16 protein-coding genes are annotated in these 19,404 nt (G+C 37.0%); 1 reads left to right on the forward strand and 15 read right to left on the reverse strand.

Annotated elements, in window-relative coordinates; all coding sequences use genetic code 11:
• Window positions 1–85 precede the first annotated feature (85 nt).
• The 3 genes from parC to BCR24_RS15470 all read right to left on the reverse strand — a co-directional run bounded on the left by parC (window position 86) and on the right by BCR24_RS15470 (window position 5,196).
• Entirely contained in the window at window positions 86–2,557 is a 2,472-nt protein-coding gene (parC, locus tag BCR24_RS15460) for a DNA topoisomerase IV subunit A (RefSeq protein ID WP_069641390.1), read from the reverse strand.
• A gap of 12 nt (window positions 2,558–2,569) precedes the next feature.
• Entirely contained in the window at window positions 2,570–4,648 is a 2,079-nt protein-coding gene (parE, locus tag BCR24_RS15465) for a DNA topoisomerase IV subunit B (RefSeq protein ID WP_069641391.1), read from the reverse strand.
• Window positions 4,649–4,770: 122 nt separating this feature from the next.
• On the reverse strand, window positions 4,771–5,196 hold the full coding sequence (locus BCR24_RS15470; protein ID WP_069641392.1) for a CoA-binding protein: 426 nt from the start codon (window positions 5,194–5,196) through the stop codon (window positions 4,771–4,773).
• A gap of 116 nt (window positions 5,197–5,312) precedes the next feature.
• Here BCR24_RS15470 and plsY point away from each other — a divergent pair, with 116 nt between their 5' ends.
• Window positions 5,313–5,972 carry a glycerol-3-phosphate 1-O-acyltransferase PlsY gene (plsY, locus tag BCR24_RS15475; protein WP_069641393.1) on the forward strand — a complete coding sequence of 220 codons (660 nt, stop codon included), beginning with the start codon at window positions 5,313–5,315 and terminating at the stop codon, window positions 5,970–5,972.
• A 34-nt stretch (window positions 5,973–6,006) separates the two neighbouring features.
• Here the strand turns inward: plsY and BCR24_RS15480 are convergent, their stop codons facing one another.
• From BCR24_RS15480 to BCR24_RS15535, 12 genes are all read right to left on the reverse strand, one after another.
• On the reverse strand, window positions 6,007–6,882 hold the full coding sequence (locus BCR24_RS15480) for an aldose 1-epimerase family protein (RefSeq protein ID WP_069641394.1): 876 nt from the start codon (window positions 6,880–6,882) through the stop codon (window positions 6,007–6,009).
• A 12-nt stretch (window positions 6,883–6,894) separates the two neighbouring features.
• Window positions 6,895–7,686, reverse strand: coding sequence for a GTP-sensing pleiotropic transcriptional regulator CodY (gene codY, locus BCR24_RS15485; protein ID WP_069641395.1), 792 nt, complete (start codon window positions 7,684–7,686; stop codon window positions 6,895–6,897).
• Between the two features lie 161 nt (window positions 7,687–7,847).
• Window positions 7,848–9,251, reverse strand: a complete 1,404-nt coding sequence (gene hslU / locus BCR24_RS15490; RefSeq protein ID WP_069641396.1) for an ATP-dependent protease ATPase subunit HslU — start codon at window positions 9,249–9,251, stop codon at window positions 7,848–7,850.
• A 16-nt stretch (window positions 9,252–9,267) separates the two neighbouring features.
• Window positions 9,268–9,816 (reverse strand): HslVU peptidase proteolytic subunit, encoded by a 549-nt coding sequence (hslV, locus tag BCR24_RS15495; protein WP_069641397.1) that lies wholly within the window; start codon window positions 9,814–9,816, stop codon window positions 9,268–9,270.
• Window positions 9,817–9,933: 117 nt separating this feature from the next.
• Window positions 9,934–10,833, reverse strand: a complete 900-nt coding sequence (gene xerC / locus BCR24_RS15500; protein WP_069641398.1) for a tyrosine recombinase XerC — start codon at window positions 10,831–10,833, stop codon at window positions 9,934–9,936.
• A 224-nt stretch (window positions 10,834–11,057) separates the two neighbouring features.
• Window positions 11,058–12,383, reverse strand: a complete 1,326-nt coding sequence (gene trmFO / locus BCR24_RS15505) for an FADH(2)-oxidizing methylenetetrahydrofolate--tRNA-(uracil(54)-C(5))-methyltransferase TrmFO (RefSeq protein ID WP_069641399.1) — start codon at window positions 12,381–12,383, stop codon at window positions 11,058–11,060.
• 56 nt (window positions 12,384–12,439) lie between these two features.
• Complete coding sequence (topA, locus tag BCR24_RS15510; RefSeq protein ID WP_069641400.1) at window positions 12,440–14,518, reverse strand: type I DNA topoisomerase; 2,079 nt, start codon at window positions 14,516–14,518, stop codon at window positions 12,440–12,442.
• A gap of 120 nt (window positions 14,519–14,638) precedes the next feature.
• On the reverse strand, window positions 14,639–15,520 hold the full coding sequence (gene dprA / locus BCR24_RS15515) for a DNA-processing protein DprA (RefSeq protein WP_069641401.1): 882 nt from the start codon (window positions 15,518–15,520) through the stop codon (window positions 14,639–14,641).
• Between the two features lie 66 nt (window positions 15,521–15,586).
• Complete coding sequence (locus BCR24_RS15520) at window positions 15,587–16,354, reverse strand: ribonuclease HII (protein ID WP_069641402.1); 768 nt, start codon at window positions 16,352–16,354, stop codon at window positions 15,587–15,589.
• The gene (ylqF, locus tag BCR24_RS15525; RefSeq protein WP_069641403.1) at window positions 16,344–17,207 is read right to left on the reverse strand and encodes a ribosome biogenesis GTPase YlqF; all 864 of its coding nucleotides are present in this window, start codon (window positions 17,205–17,207) and stop codon (window positions 16,344–16,346) included. The genes BCR24_RS15520 and ylqF overlap by 11 nt, the downstream gene beginning before the upstream one ends.
• Window positions 17,208–17,215: 8 nt before the next feature.
• Window positions 17,216–17,728: a signal peptidase I gene (gene lepB / locus BCR24_RS15530; protein WP_239574139.1), complete on the reverse strand. Its 513-nt coding sequence runs from the start codon at window positions 17,726–17,728 to the stop codon at window positions 17,216–17,218.
• A gap of 189 nt (window positions 17,729–17,917) precedes the next feature.
• On the reverse strand, window positions 17,918–19,357 hold the full coding sequence (locus tag BCR24_RS15535; RefSeq protein WP_069641405.1) for a S41 family peptidase: 1,440 nt from the start codon (window positions 19,355–19,357) through the stop codon (window positions 17,918–17,920).
• Window positions 19,358–19,404 lie beyond the last annotated feature (47 nt).

Here is a 19,404-nt window from a genome sequence, read left to right on the forward strand (position 1 = left end):
TAGTAAGAAATCTGTAATATAAAAAGAGGTTTCTGTACTAGTACAGAAACCTCTTTTTGCTAATTCTATAGAACAGCTTACTTGTTTAATTAGAATTTTCTGCTGATTTTTGTTCTAATTCAGCAGTATGCATCTCATGAACTTCTAAAATTTCACCGTCTTGTTTTTCATCAAGCATGAAAGAACCATTGGATGTTCGATCATTAATTGGATACTTTTCAGAATCAAGTGTGTATTGTTTGCCGTTTTGTGTCGTAACTAATAATTCTAACGGGCTACTTTCTGACATAAAGGTTACACGATGGGGATTTTTTTTCAATTCTCTAAGAACCATTAGGCCACGTTTAGCACGACCTAATTGCGGTAATTCTTGGGCAAGCATCCGTTTGATGCTTCCTCGTTGAGTCAAAATCACAATCGGTGTATCTCCGTCTTCATGAACAAGCAATCCATTGACTACATAGTCTTGATCTTTTAGATTCATCGCTTTGACACCTGCTGCTTTTGCGCCCACTACGGGTACTTCGTCTAGTGGATATCGTAAGCCAAAACCACGATGACTAACTAAAAAGACATCTAAAACTTTCTGTTCATTCGTTAGGTAAACATTTACGATTTCATCGGAATCAGATTTCAATTTCATACAGTTAGTTGGACGACTCTTATAGGTTCTCCAAGGTTCAAAATCAGTCATCTTACTTTGCTTGATCATACCTTCTTTTGTCATAAAGACAAACGTTTTCGTTGGTGAAAGTTCTTTGTAAGTATAAACAGCGATGATTGATTCATCTACTGAAAGATTTAAAATGGCTTGAGAAATATGTTCTCCTATTTCCTTCCATCTTAGATCTGGAAGTTCGTGGATTGGTCGATAGATCACATTGGCTTTATTTGTAATTAATAAAATATGATCTAACGTGTTAACTTCACCAGTATAAAGAAGGAAATCTCCTTCTTTCATCCCGACTTCTTCTGGTTTTGATGCACTATAGGAACGTAAGCTACTGCGTTTGATGTATCCTTCATGAGTTACAGTAACAATTACATCTTCTTGGGCAATCAAAACTTTGGTATCAATCTTGATTTCTTGGATCTCATCTTCGATCTTAGTTAAGCGAGGATTGCCATATTGTTTTTTGACTTCACGCAATTCTTTTTTCATTACGTTGAATAATTCTTTTTCATCGCTTAGGATTTTAGTTAATTCAGTAACGAGCTGATTTAGCTCATCAGCTTCTTTTTCAAGTTGAGTGATATCTGTATTGGTTAAACGATACAATTGTAATGTTACAATGGCTTCAGCTTGTTCCTCTGTGAAGGCGTAGGCTTTCACTAAGTTCATCTTCGCATCTTTTTTATCTTTACTACCGCGTATTGTTTCGATCACTTTATCTAAAATTGACAACGCTTTGATTAAGCCTGCAACAATATGCTGCCGTTTTTTGGCTTTGTTCAGTTCAAATTGACTTCGGTTTGTGATCACTTGTTTACGGTGAGCAATATAGCTGTCTAAAATTCGTTTTAACCCAACTTGTTGGGGGGTCATATTATCGATTGCAACCATATTGAAATTATAATTGATTTGAAGCTCGGTATTTTTGAAAAGATAATTTAGAATCCCTTCAGCGTTGGTATCTTTTTTCAATTCGATAGCAATCTGTAAGCCTGTACGGTCACTCTCGTCGCGAACTTCAGCAATACCGTCGATTTTTTTATTTAAGCGAACTTCATCCATCTTTTTAACTAAGGTAGCTTTGTTGACCTCATAAGGAATCTCGGTCACAATAATTTGCTGTTTGCCGCCTTTTAAAGATTCGATTCTGGTTTTTGAGCGCAGAATCACTTTTCCACGACCTGTTTCATAGGCTTTTTTGATTTCTTCTTTTCCTTGTAAGATACCACCTGTTGGGAAATCAGGTCCTGGAATGAATTCCATCAGTTTATCTAAGGTTGCATTAGGATGATCAATCAAATAAATCGTACCATCGATGATTTCTGCTAAATTATGTGTCGGAATTTCCGTTGCATACCCTGCTGAAATCCCTGTAGAACCATTGACTAGTAGATTAGGATATTTCGCTGGTAAAACAGTAGGTTCTTTTTCCGTATCATCAAAGTTCCAAACAAAATCGACCGTTTCTTTTTCGATGTCTTTCAGTAACTCGCCGCTTAATTCAGATAAACGAGCTTCTGTATAACGCATCGCAGCTGGCGGATCCCCATCCATACTCCCATTATTTCCGTGCATTTCGATCAGAACTTCTCGAAGTTTCCAGTCTTGACTTAAGCGCACCATCGCTTCGTAAATACTGCTATCACCATGGGGATGATAATTCCCCATGATATTTCCGACAGATTTAGCGGATTTTCTAAAGCTTTTTTCAAACGTATTACCATCTTTGTTCATGGAGAATAAAATTCTACGTTGTACTGGTTTTAACCCATCACGAATATCTGGTAGGGCACGTTCTTGAATGATATATTTGGAATATCTTCCAAAACGATCGCCCATTACTTCTTCAAGTGTTAATTCTTGAATATCTTGGCGTTTTTCCAAATTCGTCACTCCCTACTCTAAGTCGAATAAACTGATTTCTGCTGCTGCGTCTGTCTCTGCATTTTTACGTTCAGTTTCTTCTTTTTTTTCTTCATCTAATACTTCATTTGAAATGGATGGAGAAATCTCCGTCTCACCATCTTTTCGATCTAAGATACTACCATCTTCTTCTAGTGTGAATTGTACATGGCGTTCGATCCATTTTCTTCTTGGTTCTACTTTATCGCCCATGAGTGTCGTTACACGGCGTTCTGCTTGTGCAGCATCATCTATTCTAACTCGGATCAACGTACGTGTCTCAGGGTCCATTGTAGTCTCCCACAGCTGATCAGCGTTCATTTCCCCTAGACCTTTGTAGCGTTGAAGCATATAGCCTTTACCGACTTGTTCCGTCACGTTAGATAATTCTTCATCTGTCCAAGCATATTCTGTTACTGCTTTTTTGCCAACTCCTTTTGATACTTTATAAAGTGGCGGTAACGCAATATAGATTTTGCCAGCTTCAATCAGTGGTTTCATATAGCGATAGAAAAAGGTTAACAGTAAGACTTGGATATGTGCTCCATCGGTATCCGCATCGGTCATGATGATGACTTTGTCATAATTACAGTCTTCAATTGAAAATTCTGGACCAACACCCGCACCGATTGTGTAGATCATTGTGTTGATTTCTTCGTTTTTTAAAATATCTTGCATTTTGGCTTTTTCAGTATTTAGCACTTTTCCTCGTAAAGGTAAAATCGCTTGGAATTTTCTGTCGCGTCCTTGTTTAGCTGAACCACCGGCAGAGTCTCCTTCGACTAAATATAATTCATTTCTTTTAGGATTTCGTGATTGAGCCGGTGTTAGTTTTCCAGATAAAAGAGATTCGCCTTTTTTCCGTTTTTTGCCATTTCGACTTTCTTCACGGGCTTTGCGTGCTGCTTCACGCGCTTCACGAGCCTTGATCGCCTTACGGATCAATTGTTGACTCATTTCGCTGTTTTCTTGCAGATAAAAGCCCATTTGCTCTCCAACGACATTATCCACTGCATTACGCGCCATTGGCGTCCCAAGTTTTTCTTTGGTTTGACCTTCAAATTGTAATAAGTTTTCCGGAACGCGAATCGATAATACAGCAGCTAATCCTTCGCGGAAGTCACTACCCTCTAGATTTTTATCTTTTTCTTTTAGCAAACCGACTTTTCTTGCATACTCATTGTAAGCTTTTGTCATTGAAGACTTCATCCCTACTTCATGAGTACCACCATCTTTTGTGCGGACATTATTGACAAATGAAAGGACATTTTCTGAATAGCCATCATTATATTGATAAGAAAGCTCAACTTCGATGCCATCTTTTTCCCCTGAAAAATAAACAACAGGTGTTAATGTATCTTTTTCTTCATTAAGGTAGGCAACAAATTCTTTGATTCCCTCATCATAATGGAAGACTTCCTCTTTTGGTTCTTCTCCTCTAAGATCTGTTAGAGAAATTTTGACACCTTTTAATAGAAATGCAGATTCTCTTAATCGCTCTGCTAATGTATCGTATGAAAAATGGATAGTAGAAAAAATAGTATCATCGGGAAGAAAAATTACAGAAGTCCCATTTTTTTTATTCGTTTTTCCTACTTTTTTTAAAGTTCCAACGGGTTTTCCGCCATTTTCAAAACGTTCCATGTATTCAACACCGTCACGGACGATGCGCACTTCTAACCAACTAGATAACGCATTTACTACGCTGGCACCTACACCATGCAGTCCGCCAGAAGTTTTATAACCGCCTTGGCCGAATTTTCCTCCTGCATGTAAAACGGTAAAGATCACTTCTACGGTTGGGATTCCAGATGCGTGCATTCCAACTGGCATTCCGCGGCCAGAGTCAGTGATTTTGATACTATTGTCTTTTTGGATCGTGACACTGATTTCATTTCCATAACCGGATAATGCTTCATCAACTGCGTTATCAACGATCTCATAGACTAAATGATGTAATCCACGGCTGTCTGTGGAGCCGATATACATTCCTGGTCTTTTTCTTACAGCTTCCAATCCTTCTAAAACCTGGATGGAGGCGTCATTGTATTCATTGTTTACTTTTTTCGCCAAAGAAAAAACTCCTTATACTTGAATTATAGGGCCAAAGGCCACATCATTACAATAATACTCTAAAAGCTCTCAAAAAAAAAGAGCTTTCCTAAACGGCCACTCTTTCTTAAGATTATTTACATCTATTTAGGCATTTCGGCTAATTCAATTTTTATGCAACGATTCATTATAATAGCATTTCTTCCTGCATTTTTCAATATTTCCGAAGCTTCTTCACTTTCCAAACCTAATTGGGCCCAAAAGACTTTTGCATCAGTTTCTATGAAATCATGTGCTACTTCAGGTAAAAATTCACTTCGACGGAAAATATCGACAATGTCAATTTGACCTGGTACATCTTGTAATTTTTCATAGACTTTTTCGCCAAGGACTTCTTGCCCAGCTAAAATCGGATTTACAGGAATGATTTCATAGCCATATTCTTGTAGTAATCTAGCAATTTTATAACTTGTGCGGTCTTCTTTGGCACTTAGTCCAACGACTGCGATTCGTTTGGCTTGTTTTAAGTAATTAAAAATTTGTTTTTGTGATGGGTTTTCTATTGGCATTTTGATCATCCTTTCTAATTTCTCTTACTTTCATTATACAACGAATATTTAATTATTGTTAGCTGTTTCTATTCGTGATAAAATAAATGCTAGTTTGAACAGAAAGAGGTTGCTCAATGAAATTCTTTGTGTTATTGATTATAGCTTATCTACTCGGTTCTATCCCTTCCGGTGTTTGGGTCGGAAAACTATTTTTTAAAAAAGATCTTCGTCAATTTGGTAGTGGCAATACAGGAACGACAAATACATTTAGAGTATTGGGAAAAAAAGCTGGTATTGCAGTTTTGTTTATGGATATCTTAAAAGGCACTTTAGCCACTAGTTTACCCTTTCTATTTTCTTTAAATGTCAATCCGTTGGTATTTGGTGTTGCAGCTGTTTTAGGTCACACATTTCCAGTTTTTGCACATTTCAAAGGAGGAAAAGCGGTTGCTACGAGTGCAGGGATGATCTTAGCTTACAATCCAGCATTTTTTGTTTATTCTGCCTTAATTTTTATTATTATGTTATACATTACTAGTATGGTTAGCTTAACTAGCATGATCAGCGCAGTATTGATCACTTTGTCAACAGTCGTTTTACCCTTTGCTATTCCAGCGATATTGCCTAAATTTGATTGGTTATTGACCACGATTGCTTTAGCTTTGACCATTTTTATTTTTATTCGCCATAAGGATAATATAAAACGGATCAAAGATGGCACAGAAAGTCGTGTACCTTTTGGACTAGGCTCTAAGCCTGAAAAAGAAACAAAAAATAAAAAAACTAGAATGTGAGGTTTCGACATCTCACGTTCTAGTTTTTTTATTTTTATTTAGCTGTAAGTGTGTAATGGGTTTTGAATACCTCTGATGCAGCTAATGTATTGATCCCTTTTTTATTCACAATATTTCCTGTTGCATTTACTTCGTCTGCAATACCACACCAAGGTTCAATACACACAAAGGGTGCATCTTTTTGGTAAGGAGACCAAATACCTACATAAGGCATGTCAGTATAGCTTAAGCTAATACTGTGGGAGCTTTCATCAGTTTCAATAGTGATCGCATTGGCCCCTTTGGTTTCGAAGATAATGGCATCCTCTTTAAACAATTCTCTTCGAATATCAAGGCTTGTATTTGTTTGACCCAACGTTTTGTGTTCAAAATCGGCAAACGGTCCAACTAGTGGGATCTGAGTACGAGATTTTTTAGGTGAAAAGCTTAAATAATAATCATCGAATGTTAATCCTTGTTCTAGTGGAACATTGAATGCCGGATGTCCACCGATTGAGAAGTACATATCATTAGATCCTGTATTTTCAACTTGGTAACCAACCACTAGGCTCTCTTCTTCTAAAGCATAAGAAAGAATCAACTCAAAATCAAAAGGATAAACTTTCTTCGTTTCTTTATTACTTTTTAAAGATAACGAGACTAGTTCTGTTCCATGCTCGATTACTTCAAAAAGAGCATCTCTAGCAAATCCATGCTGTCCCATGGGATACGTTTGATTCTCATAAGTATATTGATCATTTTTAAGACGGCCAACGACTGGAAATAAGACAGGTGCATGACGTCCCCAAAAAGCTGGGTCTCCTTGCCAGATGTATTCAATATTATTTTTCTTTGATTTCAAGCTGACTAATTCAGCACCATCTTCTGCGATTGTTGCAATCAGAAATTCATTTTCAATTTGTACAGTCATATTTGCTGCCTCCTATTTGTTATCTTTTTCCAATTCTTTGATAAATTGTTTATTTAAGACTTTCAAATAAGTTCCCTTCATTCCAAGAGATCTTGATTCTATGATACCCGCTGATTCTAATTTTCTTAAGGCATTAACGATAACTGAACGAGTAATCCCTATTTCATCAGCAATACTTGACGCAGTCAAGCGACCTTCTTCTCCGTCCAAGGCTTTAAAGATTGCTTGAACAGCTTTTAATTCGCTGTAAGATAATGTATTGATCGCCATTTGAACAGCAGTTGCGCTGCGAACATTGGCTTCGATGTTTCTAGATTGTTGATAAAGGATTTGCATTCCAACAACTGTTGCGCTATATTCAGCTAAAACTAAATCTTCATCGTCAAAGGATTGTTCTACTCTTGCCAAAATAATCGTGCCTAACCGTTCACCTGCACCAAACATTGGTACGATCGTAGTTAAGCCAAAGGGATATTTTTCACGTAACTCAACTGGAAAAGCAGTTAAGTCGCTGGTGATTGAAATATTCGCTTCTGTTTTAGTTAAATTGTCAGCTGCATCTGTATAGCTTTGGGGAAAACGTTTTTCTTCAAACATGTGTTTAACACGTGCATTATTTACATCTAATTTTTCGTTATACCCTAGCAGAACTCCTTCGTTACTGATGATGTAGGCATTACTGTCTAAGACATCCCCTAAAATGACTGCCATCTTGTCGTAGGGTAACTCTGCTTTTTGATCAAATGTATTTTTCTGTTGTAAAAGCTTATTGATTTGACGCGTTTTTTCTAATAAAGTAGCCATTTTTACTCCTCCTAATTTAAAAGCGTAGCTCGTGTAGCTAGATAACACATGGTAATACCATGACACCTTGCTTCCCCTCTTACCAATTAACATCCACTCATTTCTTCGTTGTGTTTCTCGGCCTATTTCAAAGCAACCACTGAAAGAACTGTCAGATCATCCTACAAAATGTAGCGGCTTAAATCCTCGTTTTGAACAATACTGTTTAATTTTTCATTTACGTATGCTTCTGTGATTGTTATTTCACCCATTTGCATATCTGGTGCTTCAAACAATAAGTCTTCCAATAAACGTTCTAAAATTGTATGCAAACGACGAGCACCGATATTGTCTGTGTCGCGATTGACATTGAAAGCAATATTGGCAATTCGCTCGATGGCTTCTTTAGTAAAGATTACTGTGACATTTTCAGTTCCGATCAATGCAATATACTGTTTGATCAATGCGTTATTTGGCTCAGTTAAAATCCGTATAAAATCTTCAGCTGTCAAATCATCTAATTCCACACGGATTGGGAAACGACCTTGTAATTCTGGAATCAAATCACTAGGTTTAGATAAATGGAACGCACCTGATGCAATGAACAAAATATGATCTGTTTGGATTGGTCCATATTTTGTATTGACCTGTGACCCTTCTACAATCGGCAAAATATCACGTTGAACACCTTCGCGAGAAACTTCACCGGAATTTTGCTGACTTTTTGATGTGATTTTATCAAACTCATCGATAAAAATGATCCCACTACTTTCTGCTAAACGAATGGCTTCGCTATGGATATCCGCATCTTTGACGATTTTTGCCGACTCTTCTTTTACTAATAATTCTTGTGCTTCTTTAACGGTTACTGTTCGCTCTACTTTTTTCTTGGGAGATAACGCACCTAACGTTTCGTTTAAGTCAATACCCATCTGTTCCATCCCGTTATTCATTGCAGGCATTGTCTTTTTTGGTTCTTCTATTTCAATTGTAACTTCGCGATTATTTAATAAGCCTTTTTCTAACTGGTCAAGAATCGTTTTGCGGTTTACTTTGATTTCTTCCGTTACCTCTTCTTGTGCTTCTTGCGGTTGTTGTGCACTATTGAACATTTGCATCATTTGCTCAAATTGATTGTTTGATGCTTGTTTTTTCTCTTTTTTGATACCAGGTACTAACACTTTTACCAAGCGATTGTTCGCTTTTTTCAAAGCTTGTGAATAAACACGGCTATATTGTTGTTTCTCAACGATTTGAATGGCTTGTTCCACAAGATCACGGACCATCGATTCGACATCGCGACCCACATAACCAACTTCGGTAAATTTCGTTGCTTCTACTTTGATAAAAGGAGCATTGACGATTTTAGCTAGTCGTCTAGCAATTTCTGTCTTCCCTACACCAGTAGGTCCGATCATCAACATATTTTTAGGCGTTACATCTTGCTGCATTTTTTCGTCGAGTTGTAGACGACGGTATCTATTTCTCAAGGCTACCGCAACAGATTTTTTCGCTGTTTCTTGTCCAATAATGTAGTCATCTAATTCTTTAACGATTTCTCTTGGTGTTTTATTTAGTTCGTTCATGGTTGTTGTCCCCCATTTATAATTCTTCTACAATGATATTGTGATTGGTAAAGACACAAATATCAGCTGCGATGTTCAATGCATTTTTTGCGATATCTTTGGCTGACATTTCTTTGTCACCATAATGTTTCATTGCTCGTGCCGCAGATAGTGCAAAATTACCACCTGAGCCAATCGCTAAGATGCCATCGTCAGGCGTGATTACTTCACCCGTGCCTGATACTAAAAGCATTTCTTTATCATTCATTACGATCAGCATTGCTTCTAATTTTTGCATAGATTGCTGAGTACGCCACTCTTGAGCTAATTCAACTGCCGCCCGAGTTAAGTTTCCGTTATATTCATTTAGTTTTCCTTCGAACTTTTCTTCGAGTGTAAATGCATCTGCTACACTACCCGCAAAGCCGACAACTACTTCATCGTTATAGATTCTACGAACTTTTTTAGCTGTGCCTTTCATAACAACAGATTCTCCCATCGTTACTTGTCCGTCACCAGCCATCGCAAATTTCCCATTTTTTTCAACAGCGCAAATCGTTGTTGAATGAAATTGTGATTCTACCATTACCATTCCTCCTGATTTCAAAGCGAAACAAATCGATTGTGAAAGATTTGTTTCGCTAGATAATTTAAAAAAATAAAACAAACTCGTTTTCAGATAGCTTGGGTCGCTGATCATTTTTTATGCACGAGGATGAAACGTTCGATAATTTTTTTGTAAACTTTCTTTTGTTACATGAGCGTAAATTTGTGTGGTCGATAAATCTGAATGACCTAATAATTCTTGAACAGTTCGCATATCAGCACCATGATTCAATAAGTGAGTCGCAAATGTATGGCGTAACATATGCGGATGGATATCGCTGGTCAATGAACTTTTTTTTATAAGTTGATTCAAGACATATTCGATTCCAGTTGGTGTGATTTGCTCACCATGATGATTCACAAAAACAAAAGCATGTTCTTGTTGGTACTTCTTCATCAAAACTGCTCGACCATTTTCCAAATACTCTTTAAGCGCATCTTGTGCAAAAGAGCCAAAAGGAACATACCGATCTTTATTACCTTTCCCGTGAATCAGTAATACATTAGCAGAAAAATCAATTGCCTGTAAGGTTAAATTCGTACATTCACTGACACGTATCCCCGTTCCATAAAGAATTTCTAGAAGTGCTTGATTTCTTAGCTCTAAAGGTTTTGTTCCTTTCGCACTTTCAAATAAGGCATCCATTTCCTTTTCATAGAAAAAACGTGGAAGTCGTAATTGCTTTTTCTTCATATGTACATAGGAAAAAGGATTTTCTTTCATTACTTCGTTTTTTAGTAAAAATTGATAGAAAGATCGTAGACTGGCAATTTTTCTACTAATAGAATTTCGACTATATTCTTTGTCATAAAGAAAACTGAGGTACGTCCGAATATCTAAATGATCGACGTTTAAATAGTCTGCTTCACCTGAATCTTTTAGAAAATCAAAGAAATTGAGGATATCTTCTTCGTAAGCAATTTTGGTTTTTTCAGAATAGCCTCGTTCAACGATCAAGTAACTTAAAAATAGTTCAGGCCAGTTTTTTTCTTGCATAGTAGGCATCCTCCAATAAATTACAAAGTAACTTTAGCATAACCTTTTTGAAAAGACAAATGAATTGTCAGAATTTAATCAATATTTTCAAATTTGGTAACAATTTATTCATATTTGCCTTTAAATCCTCATAAATTATAGGTGTAATTTAATTTTTTTATCCTCTTATTTGTTACTTAATCAAAAGACCGAAGTAAACAGTTGTGCTTACTTCGGTCTTTTGATTAAGTTGTTTGATCTATAATATTTTGTTCTTCAATGACACGTGCTAATGCCGTTAATGCTCTATTTGCAATGGCTTCATAGCGTTCTTTTTTATCCCGAATTCTTTCAGGCATTTCAGGGAATAGTCCAAAGTTAGCATTCATAGGTTGGAAATGTTTTCCCTCAGCATGGGTAATATAATAAGCCATGCTACCTAAAGTTGTTTCTCTTGGGAAAATGATCGTTTCTTCTCCCTTTGCTAAACGAGCAGCATTAATGCCGGCCAATAAACCACTAGCTGCACTTTCTACATACCCTTCAACACCTGTCATTTGTCCAGCAAAAAATAAATTCTCTCTTTTTTGAGACTGATATGTCGGTTTTAGTAATTCTGGTGAGTTCATAAAACTATTTCGATGCATTACACCAAAACGAACAAACTCAGCGTTTTCTAAACCTGGAATCATTTGGAAAACACGCTTTTGTTCTCCCCATTTTAGATGAGTTTGAAATCCTACAAGATTGTATAGAGAAGCTGCTGCGTTATCTTGACGTAATTGAATCACAGCATAGGGACGTTTACCTGTCTTAGGGTCTTCCAAGCCAACTGGTTTTAAGGGACCAAATAGCATTGTTTTGATTCCACGTTTAGCCATTACTTCAATAGGCATACATCCTTCAAAGAATTTCTCTTTTTCAAAAGACTTGAGTGGTGCAACTTCAGCTGAAATCAAGGCTTCGTAAAATGCTTTAAATTCTGATTCGGTCATTGGACAGTTTAAGTAAGCCGCCTCTCCTTTATTGTAACGAGATTTTAAGTATACTTTATCCATATCGATCGTTGCTTTGTCAACGATCGGTGCCGCTGCATCATAAAAATAGAAACCATCCGAGCCGTTGAACTCCTTGATTTGTTCAGCTAACGCTTCTGAGGTTAGTGGACCTGTTGCGATGATTACGATTCCTTCAGGGATTGTTGTGATTTCTTCATTTTTTACAGTAATTAGTGGATGATTTTTTATCTTCTCAGTGATTTCTTGTGAAAAATCATCACGATCAACAGCTAATGCCCCTCCAGCAGGAACAGCTGTTTTGTCTGCACTATTAATGATGATCGAATTTAAACGTCGCATTTCTTCTTTTAAAACGCCAACCGCGTTCGTTAAATTATTTCCTCGTAGAGAGTTTGAACAAACTAATTCAGCAAAATTTTCTGTTTGATGTGCAGGCGTATTTTTTACTGGTCTCATTTCATAAAGTGTGACTGGCACACCCGCTTGGGCGACTTGCCAAGCGGCTTCACTGCCGGCTAAGCCAGCACCGATAACTGTTACAGGAGTAATCATCTATTTCCTCATTTCTTTAAAAAACCAACGGGGTTGTCCGCTGGTTTTTAATTTTATTATTTTTGAACGTTTTCTTCATAATCACCGTTGATACAGACGACTTGTTTTCCACCTTTGACTTTCTTCTCAACAAGATATTGCCCACATTTGGGACACGGACGCCCGATTGGTTTATCCCAAGAGGTGAAATCACAGTCTGGATAGCGACTACAGCCGTAGAATAAGCGATTTTTCTTTGATTTACGTTCAATGACTTGACCTTCCTTACATACGGGACAAGTAACACCAATCTCTTTGACGATTGCTTTAGTATTGCGACACTCTGGGAAATTGCTACATGCATAAAATTTGCCGTAACGTCCTAACTTGATGACCATCGGATGGCCACATAGATCACAATCAAAACCAGCAGGTTCATCTTTGATTTGGATTTTTTCGATTTTTTCTTCTGCGTTCGTCAATTCTTTTTCGAAAGGACGATAAAAACGATCGACTACTTCAACCCATTTTTCTTGTCCAATACCAATTTTGTCCAAATCACCTTCCATTGAAGCAGTAAAATGAACATCTACAATTTGTGGGAAGAATTCAACGATCAATGAATTGACGATTTCACCTAATTCAGTAGGTTCAAATCGTTTATTCGTTAGTTTAACATAATAACGTCTTTGAATCGTTTCTAAAGTCGGCGCATAAGTTGATGGACGACCGACACCATTTTCTTCTAACGAACGAATTAATGTAGCTTCACTAAATCTTGCTGGCGGCTGAGTGAAATGTTGTTTTGGTTCAATATCAAGAGCGTTGACTTTATCGCCTTCAACTAGATCAGGTAAAATATTTTCCTTGTCTTCTTTACCATCATCGCGGCCTTCAACATAAACCTGCATAAATCCTTTAAATTTCACTTTGGCACCATTTGCAATAAAAATCACACCATTTTGTTCCAATGTCACTTTCATTGTATCCAAAACAGCAGGTGTCATTTGACTAGCAACTAAACGTGACCAAATCAACGTATAGAGTTTTAATTGATCTTTATCCAAGTATTGTTTGATTTCATTTGGTGCACGTAAAACACTAGAAGGACGAATGGCTTCATGGGCATCTTGAGCGCCCTGAGCATTTTTCACTTTCCGTCCGCCGTGTGCTGAAAATTCAGAGCCATAATTTTTTTCAATGTATTCGGCTACTTCTGCTTTCGCTGAATCTGCAATTCTAGTGGAATCTGTACGCATATAGGTAATTAAACCTACAGTTCCTTGCTTGCCTAAAGCAATACCTTCATACAGTTGTTGTGCAACCATCATGGTTTTTCGTGTTCTGAAATTTAATTTTCTGGCTGCTTCTTGTTGTAAACTACTGGTTGTAAAAGGTAACGCAGGATTACGTTTCCGCTCTTTCTTTTCAACTTTTGTCACATCGTATTCTTTGCCATTGATTCGAGTAGTTACTTCTTTTACTGCTTCAGCATTCGGTAATTTTTTCTTTTTACCATCCAGCCCCCAGAAATTAGCCTTAAATTTTTTCTTTGCTTTTTGAAAATTACCATCAATGCTCCAATATTCTTCTGGAATAAATTTGCGAATATCATTTTCACGATCAATGATAATTTTAAGTGCTACAGACTGTACTCGACCAGCACTTAAGCCTTTTTTCACTTTGCGCCAAAGAATTGGACTTAGTGAATAACCTACTAAACGATCTAGAATACGACGCGCTTGCTGTGCATCTACTAAATCTAAATTAATCGTACGTGGTTCTTTAAATGCAGATTTCACTGCTTCTTTTGTAATTTCATTAAAAACAACTCGATTTTTATCATTTAAATCCAAGCCGAGAAGGAAAGACAAATGCCAAGCAATAGCCTCTCCTTCTCGGTCTGGATCGGCTGCGAGATAGACTTTTTCGGCTTTTTTAGCAGCCGTTTTTAAACTTTTAATAACGTCGCCCTTACCACGAATAGAGATATAGTGTGGCTCATAATTATTTTCAGTATCTACGCCCATTTTACTTTTTGGTAAATCGCGAATATGCCCAACACTGGCAACAACCTTATAGTTTTTCCCTAAGTATTTTTCAATCGTTTTTGCTTTAGCTGGTGATTCCACAATAACAAGATATTTATACGCCATTCAACGTGTGGCTCCTTTCGGTTTTTGTGTTTTTTCTATTATATATATCAAAATGTAGAGAACTCACAAATCGTACTTCATCATATCTATTCGTTACAGGTTTGTCAAGGATAGATGCAGTTAAATCGAAAAAAGTTGAATTTCTTCTAATATATCTTGAGGACAAATAGTACATTTTGCTCCTTCTTGAATAAGGCGATGGCAGCCGTCAGATTGTGTATCAAATAGATTGCCAGGGACTGCAAATACTTCTCGTCCATACTCTAAAGCTGCCTGTGCGGTGATTAAAGACCCGCTTTTTTTACGTGCTTCAATTACACAGGTACCCAAACTCATACCAGCGATAATTCTATTTCGCATCGGGAAGTGATATTTTCTAGGTCCTGCCCCGTTAGGATATTCACTAATGACTAGCTGCTCTTCCATCATTTTTCGTTGAATATGTGCAGTTTCTTTTGGATAGCAAATATCTAGACCAGTTCCGATGACTCCGATCGTATTGCCACCATTTTGCATTGTGACTTGATGGCTGACACTATCGATTCCTTTAGCTAACCCGCTTACAATTGTCAACTCATTACAGATTATCTCTGGAAGTAGTTTTCGAACAACATTTATTCCATAAATAGAAGCCGCTCTTGCTCCGATAAAGGATAAACAATTTTTTTCTAATAGCTTGATATCTCCTTTATAAAATAATACTACTGGGCAATTATAAATTTGCTTTAAGTGATAGGGGTAATTGGGATCCAAAATCGTAATAAACCTGTGTTGAGATTGATATTTTTTCAACTTATCAGGATTGGTTGTCCAGTAATCCCATGAATCAGAAAATAATTTTTGGTAGGTTGTGATACCAGCAATCTGAATAATTTCTTCTTTCGTTAAATCAGTACAGTCGTTGTACTTCATTGAAAAATCCAAAACTTTTAGTATACCTAAGTTGCCAATACCGTTACAAACTGTCAATTTAAATAGTAGGGTTCGTTGTCTTACATCCATAAAAAAACCTTCTTTCGCAAATACTTGTTATAGTAAGTATCCGCAAAAAAAGGGGTTTTTCATTTTTTAATACATATCTTTGATAGGAGCAAAGGTTTTTCTATGGATCGTACATATTCCGTGTTGCTCTAGTCCTAATAAGTGTTCTTTGGTTCCATAACCAGCATTATTTTCAAAGCCATAGCCTGGATACTTTTTAGCATAGTCTTCCATTAATCGATCACGAATGACTTTAGCAACGATACTTGCTGCTGCAATCGATATGGAACGCGCATCACCTTTAATGATACTTTCTTGTGGGATGTCGACATCTAATTTCATCGCATCGATCAATAAATAATCGGGAATGAAGCAAAGGTCTTCCAATGCAATACCCATAGCTAGTTTTGAGGCTTGATAAATATTGATTTCATCGATTTTAGTGTGATCTACCATACCAATTCCAATTGAAATAGCTTGGTTTTGGATTTCATCATAAAGTTCCGCTCTTTTTTTAGCAGATAACTTTTTAGAATCATTTACGCCAAGTAATTGAAAATTTTCCGGTAAGATCACTGCTGCAGCAACAACCGGTCCCGCCAAAGGACCGCGTCCTACCTCATCTATACCTACAATTAATCGATGGCCGGTTGCACGTGCTCTTTTTTCAAACAGTTGCATTTCTTCAAATAATGCTACTTCTTTTTCGTGTCGTTGTAGCCTTCGATCCCATTGAGCAAGAGCTTGTTGAACCCCACTACGTTCATCAGCTTGCCATAACGATATCCGTACATCATCTCTTTTATCAATAGTGGCCAGTAGAGCTTTGATTTGTTGAATTGATTCAGTTTTCATCTTTTGTAGCTCCTAATTCTTCCCAACGATCTAATGTATAGGGTCCCAATTTGCTGCTGCGGATCTCTTGGATGATCATTTCACTCGCACGATCGTAATCATCACGAAATCCTCGTTTTTGACTGATCAACATCAAAAGTTCAGCTCCGGGTAAAAAGGTATCCTCTTTTGATAACTGATAGCGTTCAACTAAACGCTGTGGATAAAAACGTGAAAAAAAAGTTAATCCGTAAATAGCCAAATCATCTAAGTGAAGTAATTGATCTTTAATCGCACCAGTTAAAGCCAACTTTTTACCGATTTCTTGATCTTCAAATTTAGGCCATAAGATTCCTGGAGTATCAAGTAATTCTAAATCCGTTCCAGATCGAAGCCATTGCTGTCCTTTTGTCACTCCGGGTTTGTTGCCAGTTTGGGCAATTTTTTTACCAACTAAACGATTCATCAATGTGGACTTTCCTACATTAGGAATTCCAATGCACATTGCACGGATTGCACGCGGCTTCAAGCCTTTTGAACGTTCTCGATCGAGTTTTTCTTTTAGGGCTTTTTTCGCTTCGGGTATGATTTTATTGACACCTTTATTTTGTTGAGCGTTGATTACTAAAGTATGGTAGCCTTTTTCTTGAAAATAGTGCTGCCACTTCTGATTTTGTTCTTTGTCAGCTAAATCACCTTTGTTTAACAAGATCAAACGTGGTTTTTGCTGTACGATTTGATCCATCATTGGATTTCTAGAAGAAAGAGGTAATCTAGCATCAATCAACTCAAAAACGATATCAACGTATTTTATTTTTTCAGATACTTCTCTTCGGGCTTTCGCCATGTGCCCTGGAAACCATTGTATTGTCATTCTATCACCTATCTTGGTATAAATTTCATATGTGGTATTGGATAGTAAACGAATTGTGCCTTGCCTAAGATATACTTACTTTCAACAGCGCCAAAAGAGCGGCTGTCTTTTGACATTCGTCGATTGTCGCCCAATACAAAATAACTATCTTGTGGTAAAACATCTTCTGTAATAAGGTTGCTTAAATCAAAATTCGTTGTATAAGGAGCCAGCTCGTGGTCCTTTTTTATATTTTTTTCTAAAAAAGCTTCTTCGATTGGCTTTTCATTTATATAGAGCTGATCATCTTCGTAGCGCACAGCCTCTCCAGGCATTCCAATGACTCGTTTGATATAAATAGCTCCTGTTGGCAACTTAAATACCACGACATCAAAACGCTTGATTGCTGAGAACTTTTCCATCACGATCATGTCACCTTGACTAAGCGTTTTTTCCATTGAATTACCATCAACTTGAACAGGAATCAAAATAAAACCTCTTAATATAAATAAAAAGACTAAGGAAGGAACGAGTAATTTCATGAAAGAAATAAAGCAACCTATATAAAAATTTCGTTTTTCCACTCTTTTTCTCTCCCTTTCTTTCACTGATTCTATTATAAAGGAAACACGATAGAAAAAGCGACTAATTTAAAGGAAAAATTGAATCTGTCTGTGAAAAATTTAAAATTGTCATACACGTGTAACTTTTGCTATATCAATTTTACGAATCTATTTGTTTTCTTTTTTTAGTTCTTTTATACAAGCTTCATAAAAAGCATCGTTATCTTTGATTTTCTGGCCAATTGCTATTTCGATTAGAGTTGCTGTTTCATTGTCTATCTCACCTGTAATTGGCAGTTCACTATTTTTTTGGACGGACTCGACTGCTAATTTCGTTTGTTCAGAAAATTCACTGCTTTGACCATCGACCTCATAATCGAGTGCCTTTAATAAGGCATTGACATTTTTGACAACAGGAGAAGAATCTCCTTGTTTTAAAGTCTTATCTCTAGAAATTGGAGACAGGTATGCATAGTCAGGATAGTCGACTTTAATCGTTGGTTCTAGGCCTTTTTCATGGATCCATTCACCGTTTGGAGTTAGCCATTTTAAAACAGTTAATTTGATTTCACTTTTACCATTAAGATTTTTAACGGTTTGAACCGTTCCTTTACCAAATGTTTTCGTACCAATAATTGTTTTGTCTCCTGATTCCTTTAATGCTGCTGCGAAAATTTCCGAAGCACTGGCACTTCCTTCATCAACTAAGACGACCGTTGGTTCCGTGACTTTGAAGCCATTATCTAATTGAGTAGAGGCAACTTCTTCACTGGTATTGCCATTTTTATCTTCAAATTGGATGATTGGTTTGCCATCTTTAAGGAACATACTAGCCATTTGCTCAACTTGATCTAGTAGTCCGCCGGGATTTTGGCGTAAATCGATTACAAATGAAGTTGCCCCATCTTTTCTTAATGTTTTGATCGTTTTTTGAAGTTCTTTAAACGTATTTTCACCAAAAGAGGTAATTTTGATTGATCCAACTGAGGGATCTGTTTTGTCTAGCTCTCCTTTGACCGTTTCGATCGGAATTGTGTCACGAATTAGTTTTAATTCAAATGTTTCTTCCCCGCGGGCAATTGTCAAGCGGACCTCAGTTCCTTTTTTCCCTCGAATTTTACTGACGACTTGAGTAAGGGTTTTTCCTTGCGTTTCTTCATCATCGACTTTCAAAATTGTATCGTTGGTTTTCATACCTGCCTTAGCTGCTGGTGAACCTTCAATCGGTGCTTGTGCTACGGTGGGAAGATCATCTGTCATCGTCATGGTAGCTCCGATTCCTTCGAAACTGCCAGCAAGACTTTGATCTAATTCGTCCGCTTCTGGTTCGTTTAAATAACTAGAATAAGGATCATCCAGCGCTTCGGTCATGCCTTTTAACGCTCCATCGACCAATTTTTTTTCATCGACTTTTCCTACATAATTATTGATGATTTCATTATATAGAGCATCGATCTTTTTTAAGTCCTCATTTTGAGTAGGACTATCCGCAAGCTGTTTTTTATATTGGTAGTCAAAATAAATGTAGCAGCTGCCGCCAGCTAAAAAGGCGACACAAATGATCGAAATAAGGTATTGGCGAAAAGGGACTTGTTGTTTATTTTTCATAAGGTCATCTCTTTCTATAAAATTATCATTGCGTATTTTCCAGTTTA

It is taken from the genome of Enterococcus ureilyticus (assembly GCF_001730315.1).
In the GTDB taxonomy this organism is placed as follows: Bacteria; Bacillota; Bacilli; order Lactobacillales; family Enterococcaceae; genus Enterococcus_L; species Enterococcus_L ureilyticus.

What these genes read in the sequence shown, in the direction of transcription:
- lepB (WP_239574139.1), bottom strand. Translation starts at nt 17,728, where the DNA reads ATGAAATTACTCGTTCCTTCCTTAGTCTTTTTATTTATATTAAGAGGT.
- topA (WP_069641400.1), bottom strand. Translation starts at nt 14,518, where the DNA reads ATGGCGTATAAATATCTTGTTATTGTGGAATCACCAGCTAAAGCAAAA.
- hslU (WP_069641396.1), bottom strand. Translation starts at nt 9,251, where the DNA reads ATGAACGAACTAAATAAAACACCAAGAGAAATCGTTAAAGAATTAGAT.
- xerC (WP_069641398.1), bottom strand. Translation starts at nt 10,833, where the DNA reads ATGCAAGAAAAAAACTGGCCTGAACTATTTTTAAGTTACTTGATCGTT.
- dprA (WP_069641401.1), bottom strand. Translation starts at nt 15,520, where the DNA reads ATGGATGTAAGACAACGAACCCTACTATTTAAATTGACAGTTTGTAAC.
- BCR24_RS15520 (WP_069641402.1), bottom strand. Translation starts at nt 16,354, where the DNA reads ATGAAAACTGAATCAATTCAACAAATCAAAGCTCTACTGGCCACTATT.
- ylqF (WP_069641403.1), bottom strand. Translation starts at nt 17,207, where the DNA reads ATGACAATACAATGGTTTCCAGGGCACATGGCGAAAGCCCGAAGAGAA.
- hslV (WP_069641397.1), bottom strand. Translation starts at nt 9,816, where the DNA reads ATGGTAGAATCACAATTTCATTCAACAACGATTTGCGCTGTTGAAAAA.
- trmFO (WP_069641399.1), bottom strand. Translation starts at nt 12,383, where the DNA reads ATGATTACTCCTGTAACAGTTATCGGTGCTGGCTTAGCCGGCAGTGAA.
- BCR24_RS15535 (WP_069641405.1), bottom strand. Translation starts at nt 19,357, where the DNA reads ATGAAAAATAAACAACAAGTCCCTTTTCGCCAATACCTTATTTCGATC.
- BCR24_RS15480 (WP_069641394.1), bottom strand. Translation starts at nt 6,882, where the DNA reads ATGACTGTACAAATTGAAAATGAATTTCTGATTGCAACAATCGCAGAA.
- codY (WP_069641395.1), bottom strand. Translation starts at nt 7,686, where the DNA reads ATGGCTACTTTATTAGAAAAAACGCGTCAAATCAATAAGCTTTTACAA.
- BCR24_RS15470 (WP_069641392.1), bottom strand. Translation starts at nt 5,196, where the DNA reads ATGCCAATAGAAAACCCATCACAAAAACAAATTTTTAATTACTTAAAA.
- plsY (WP_069641393.1), top strand. Translation starts at nt 5,313, where the DNA reads ATGAAATTCTTTGTGTTATTGATTATAGCTTATCTACTCGGTTCTATC.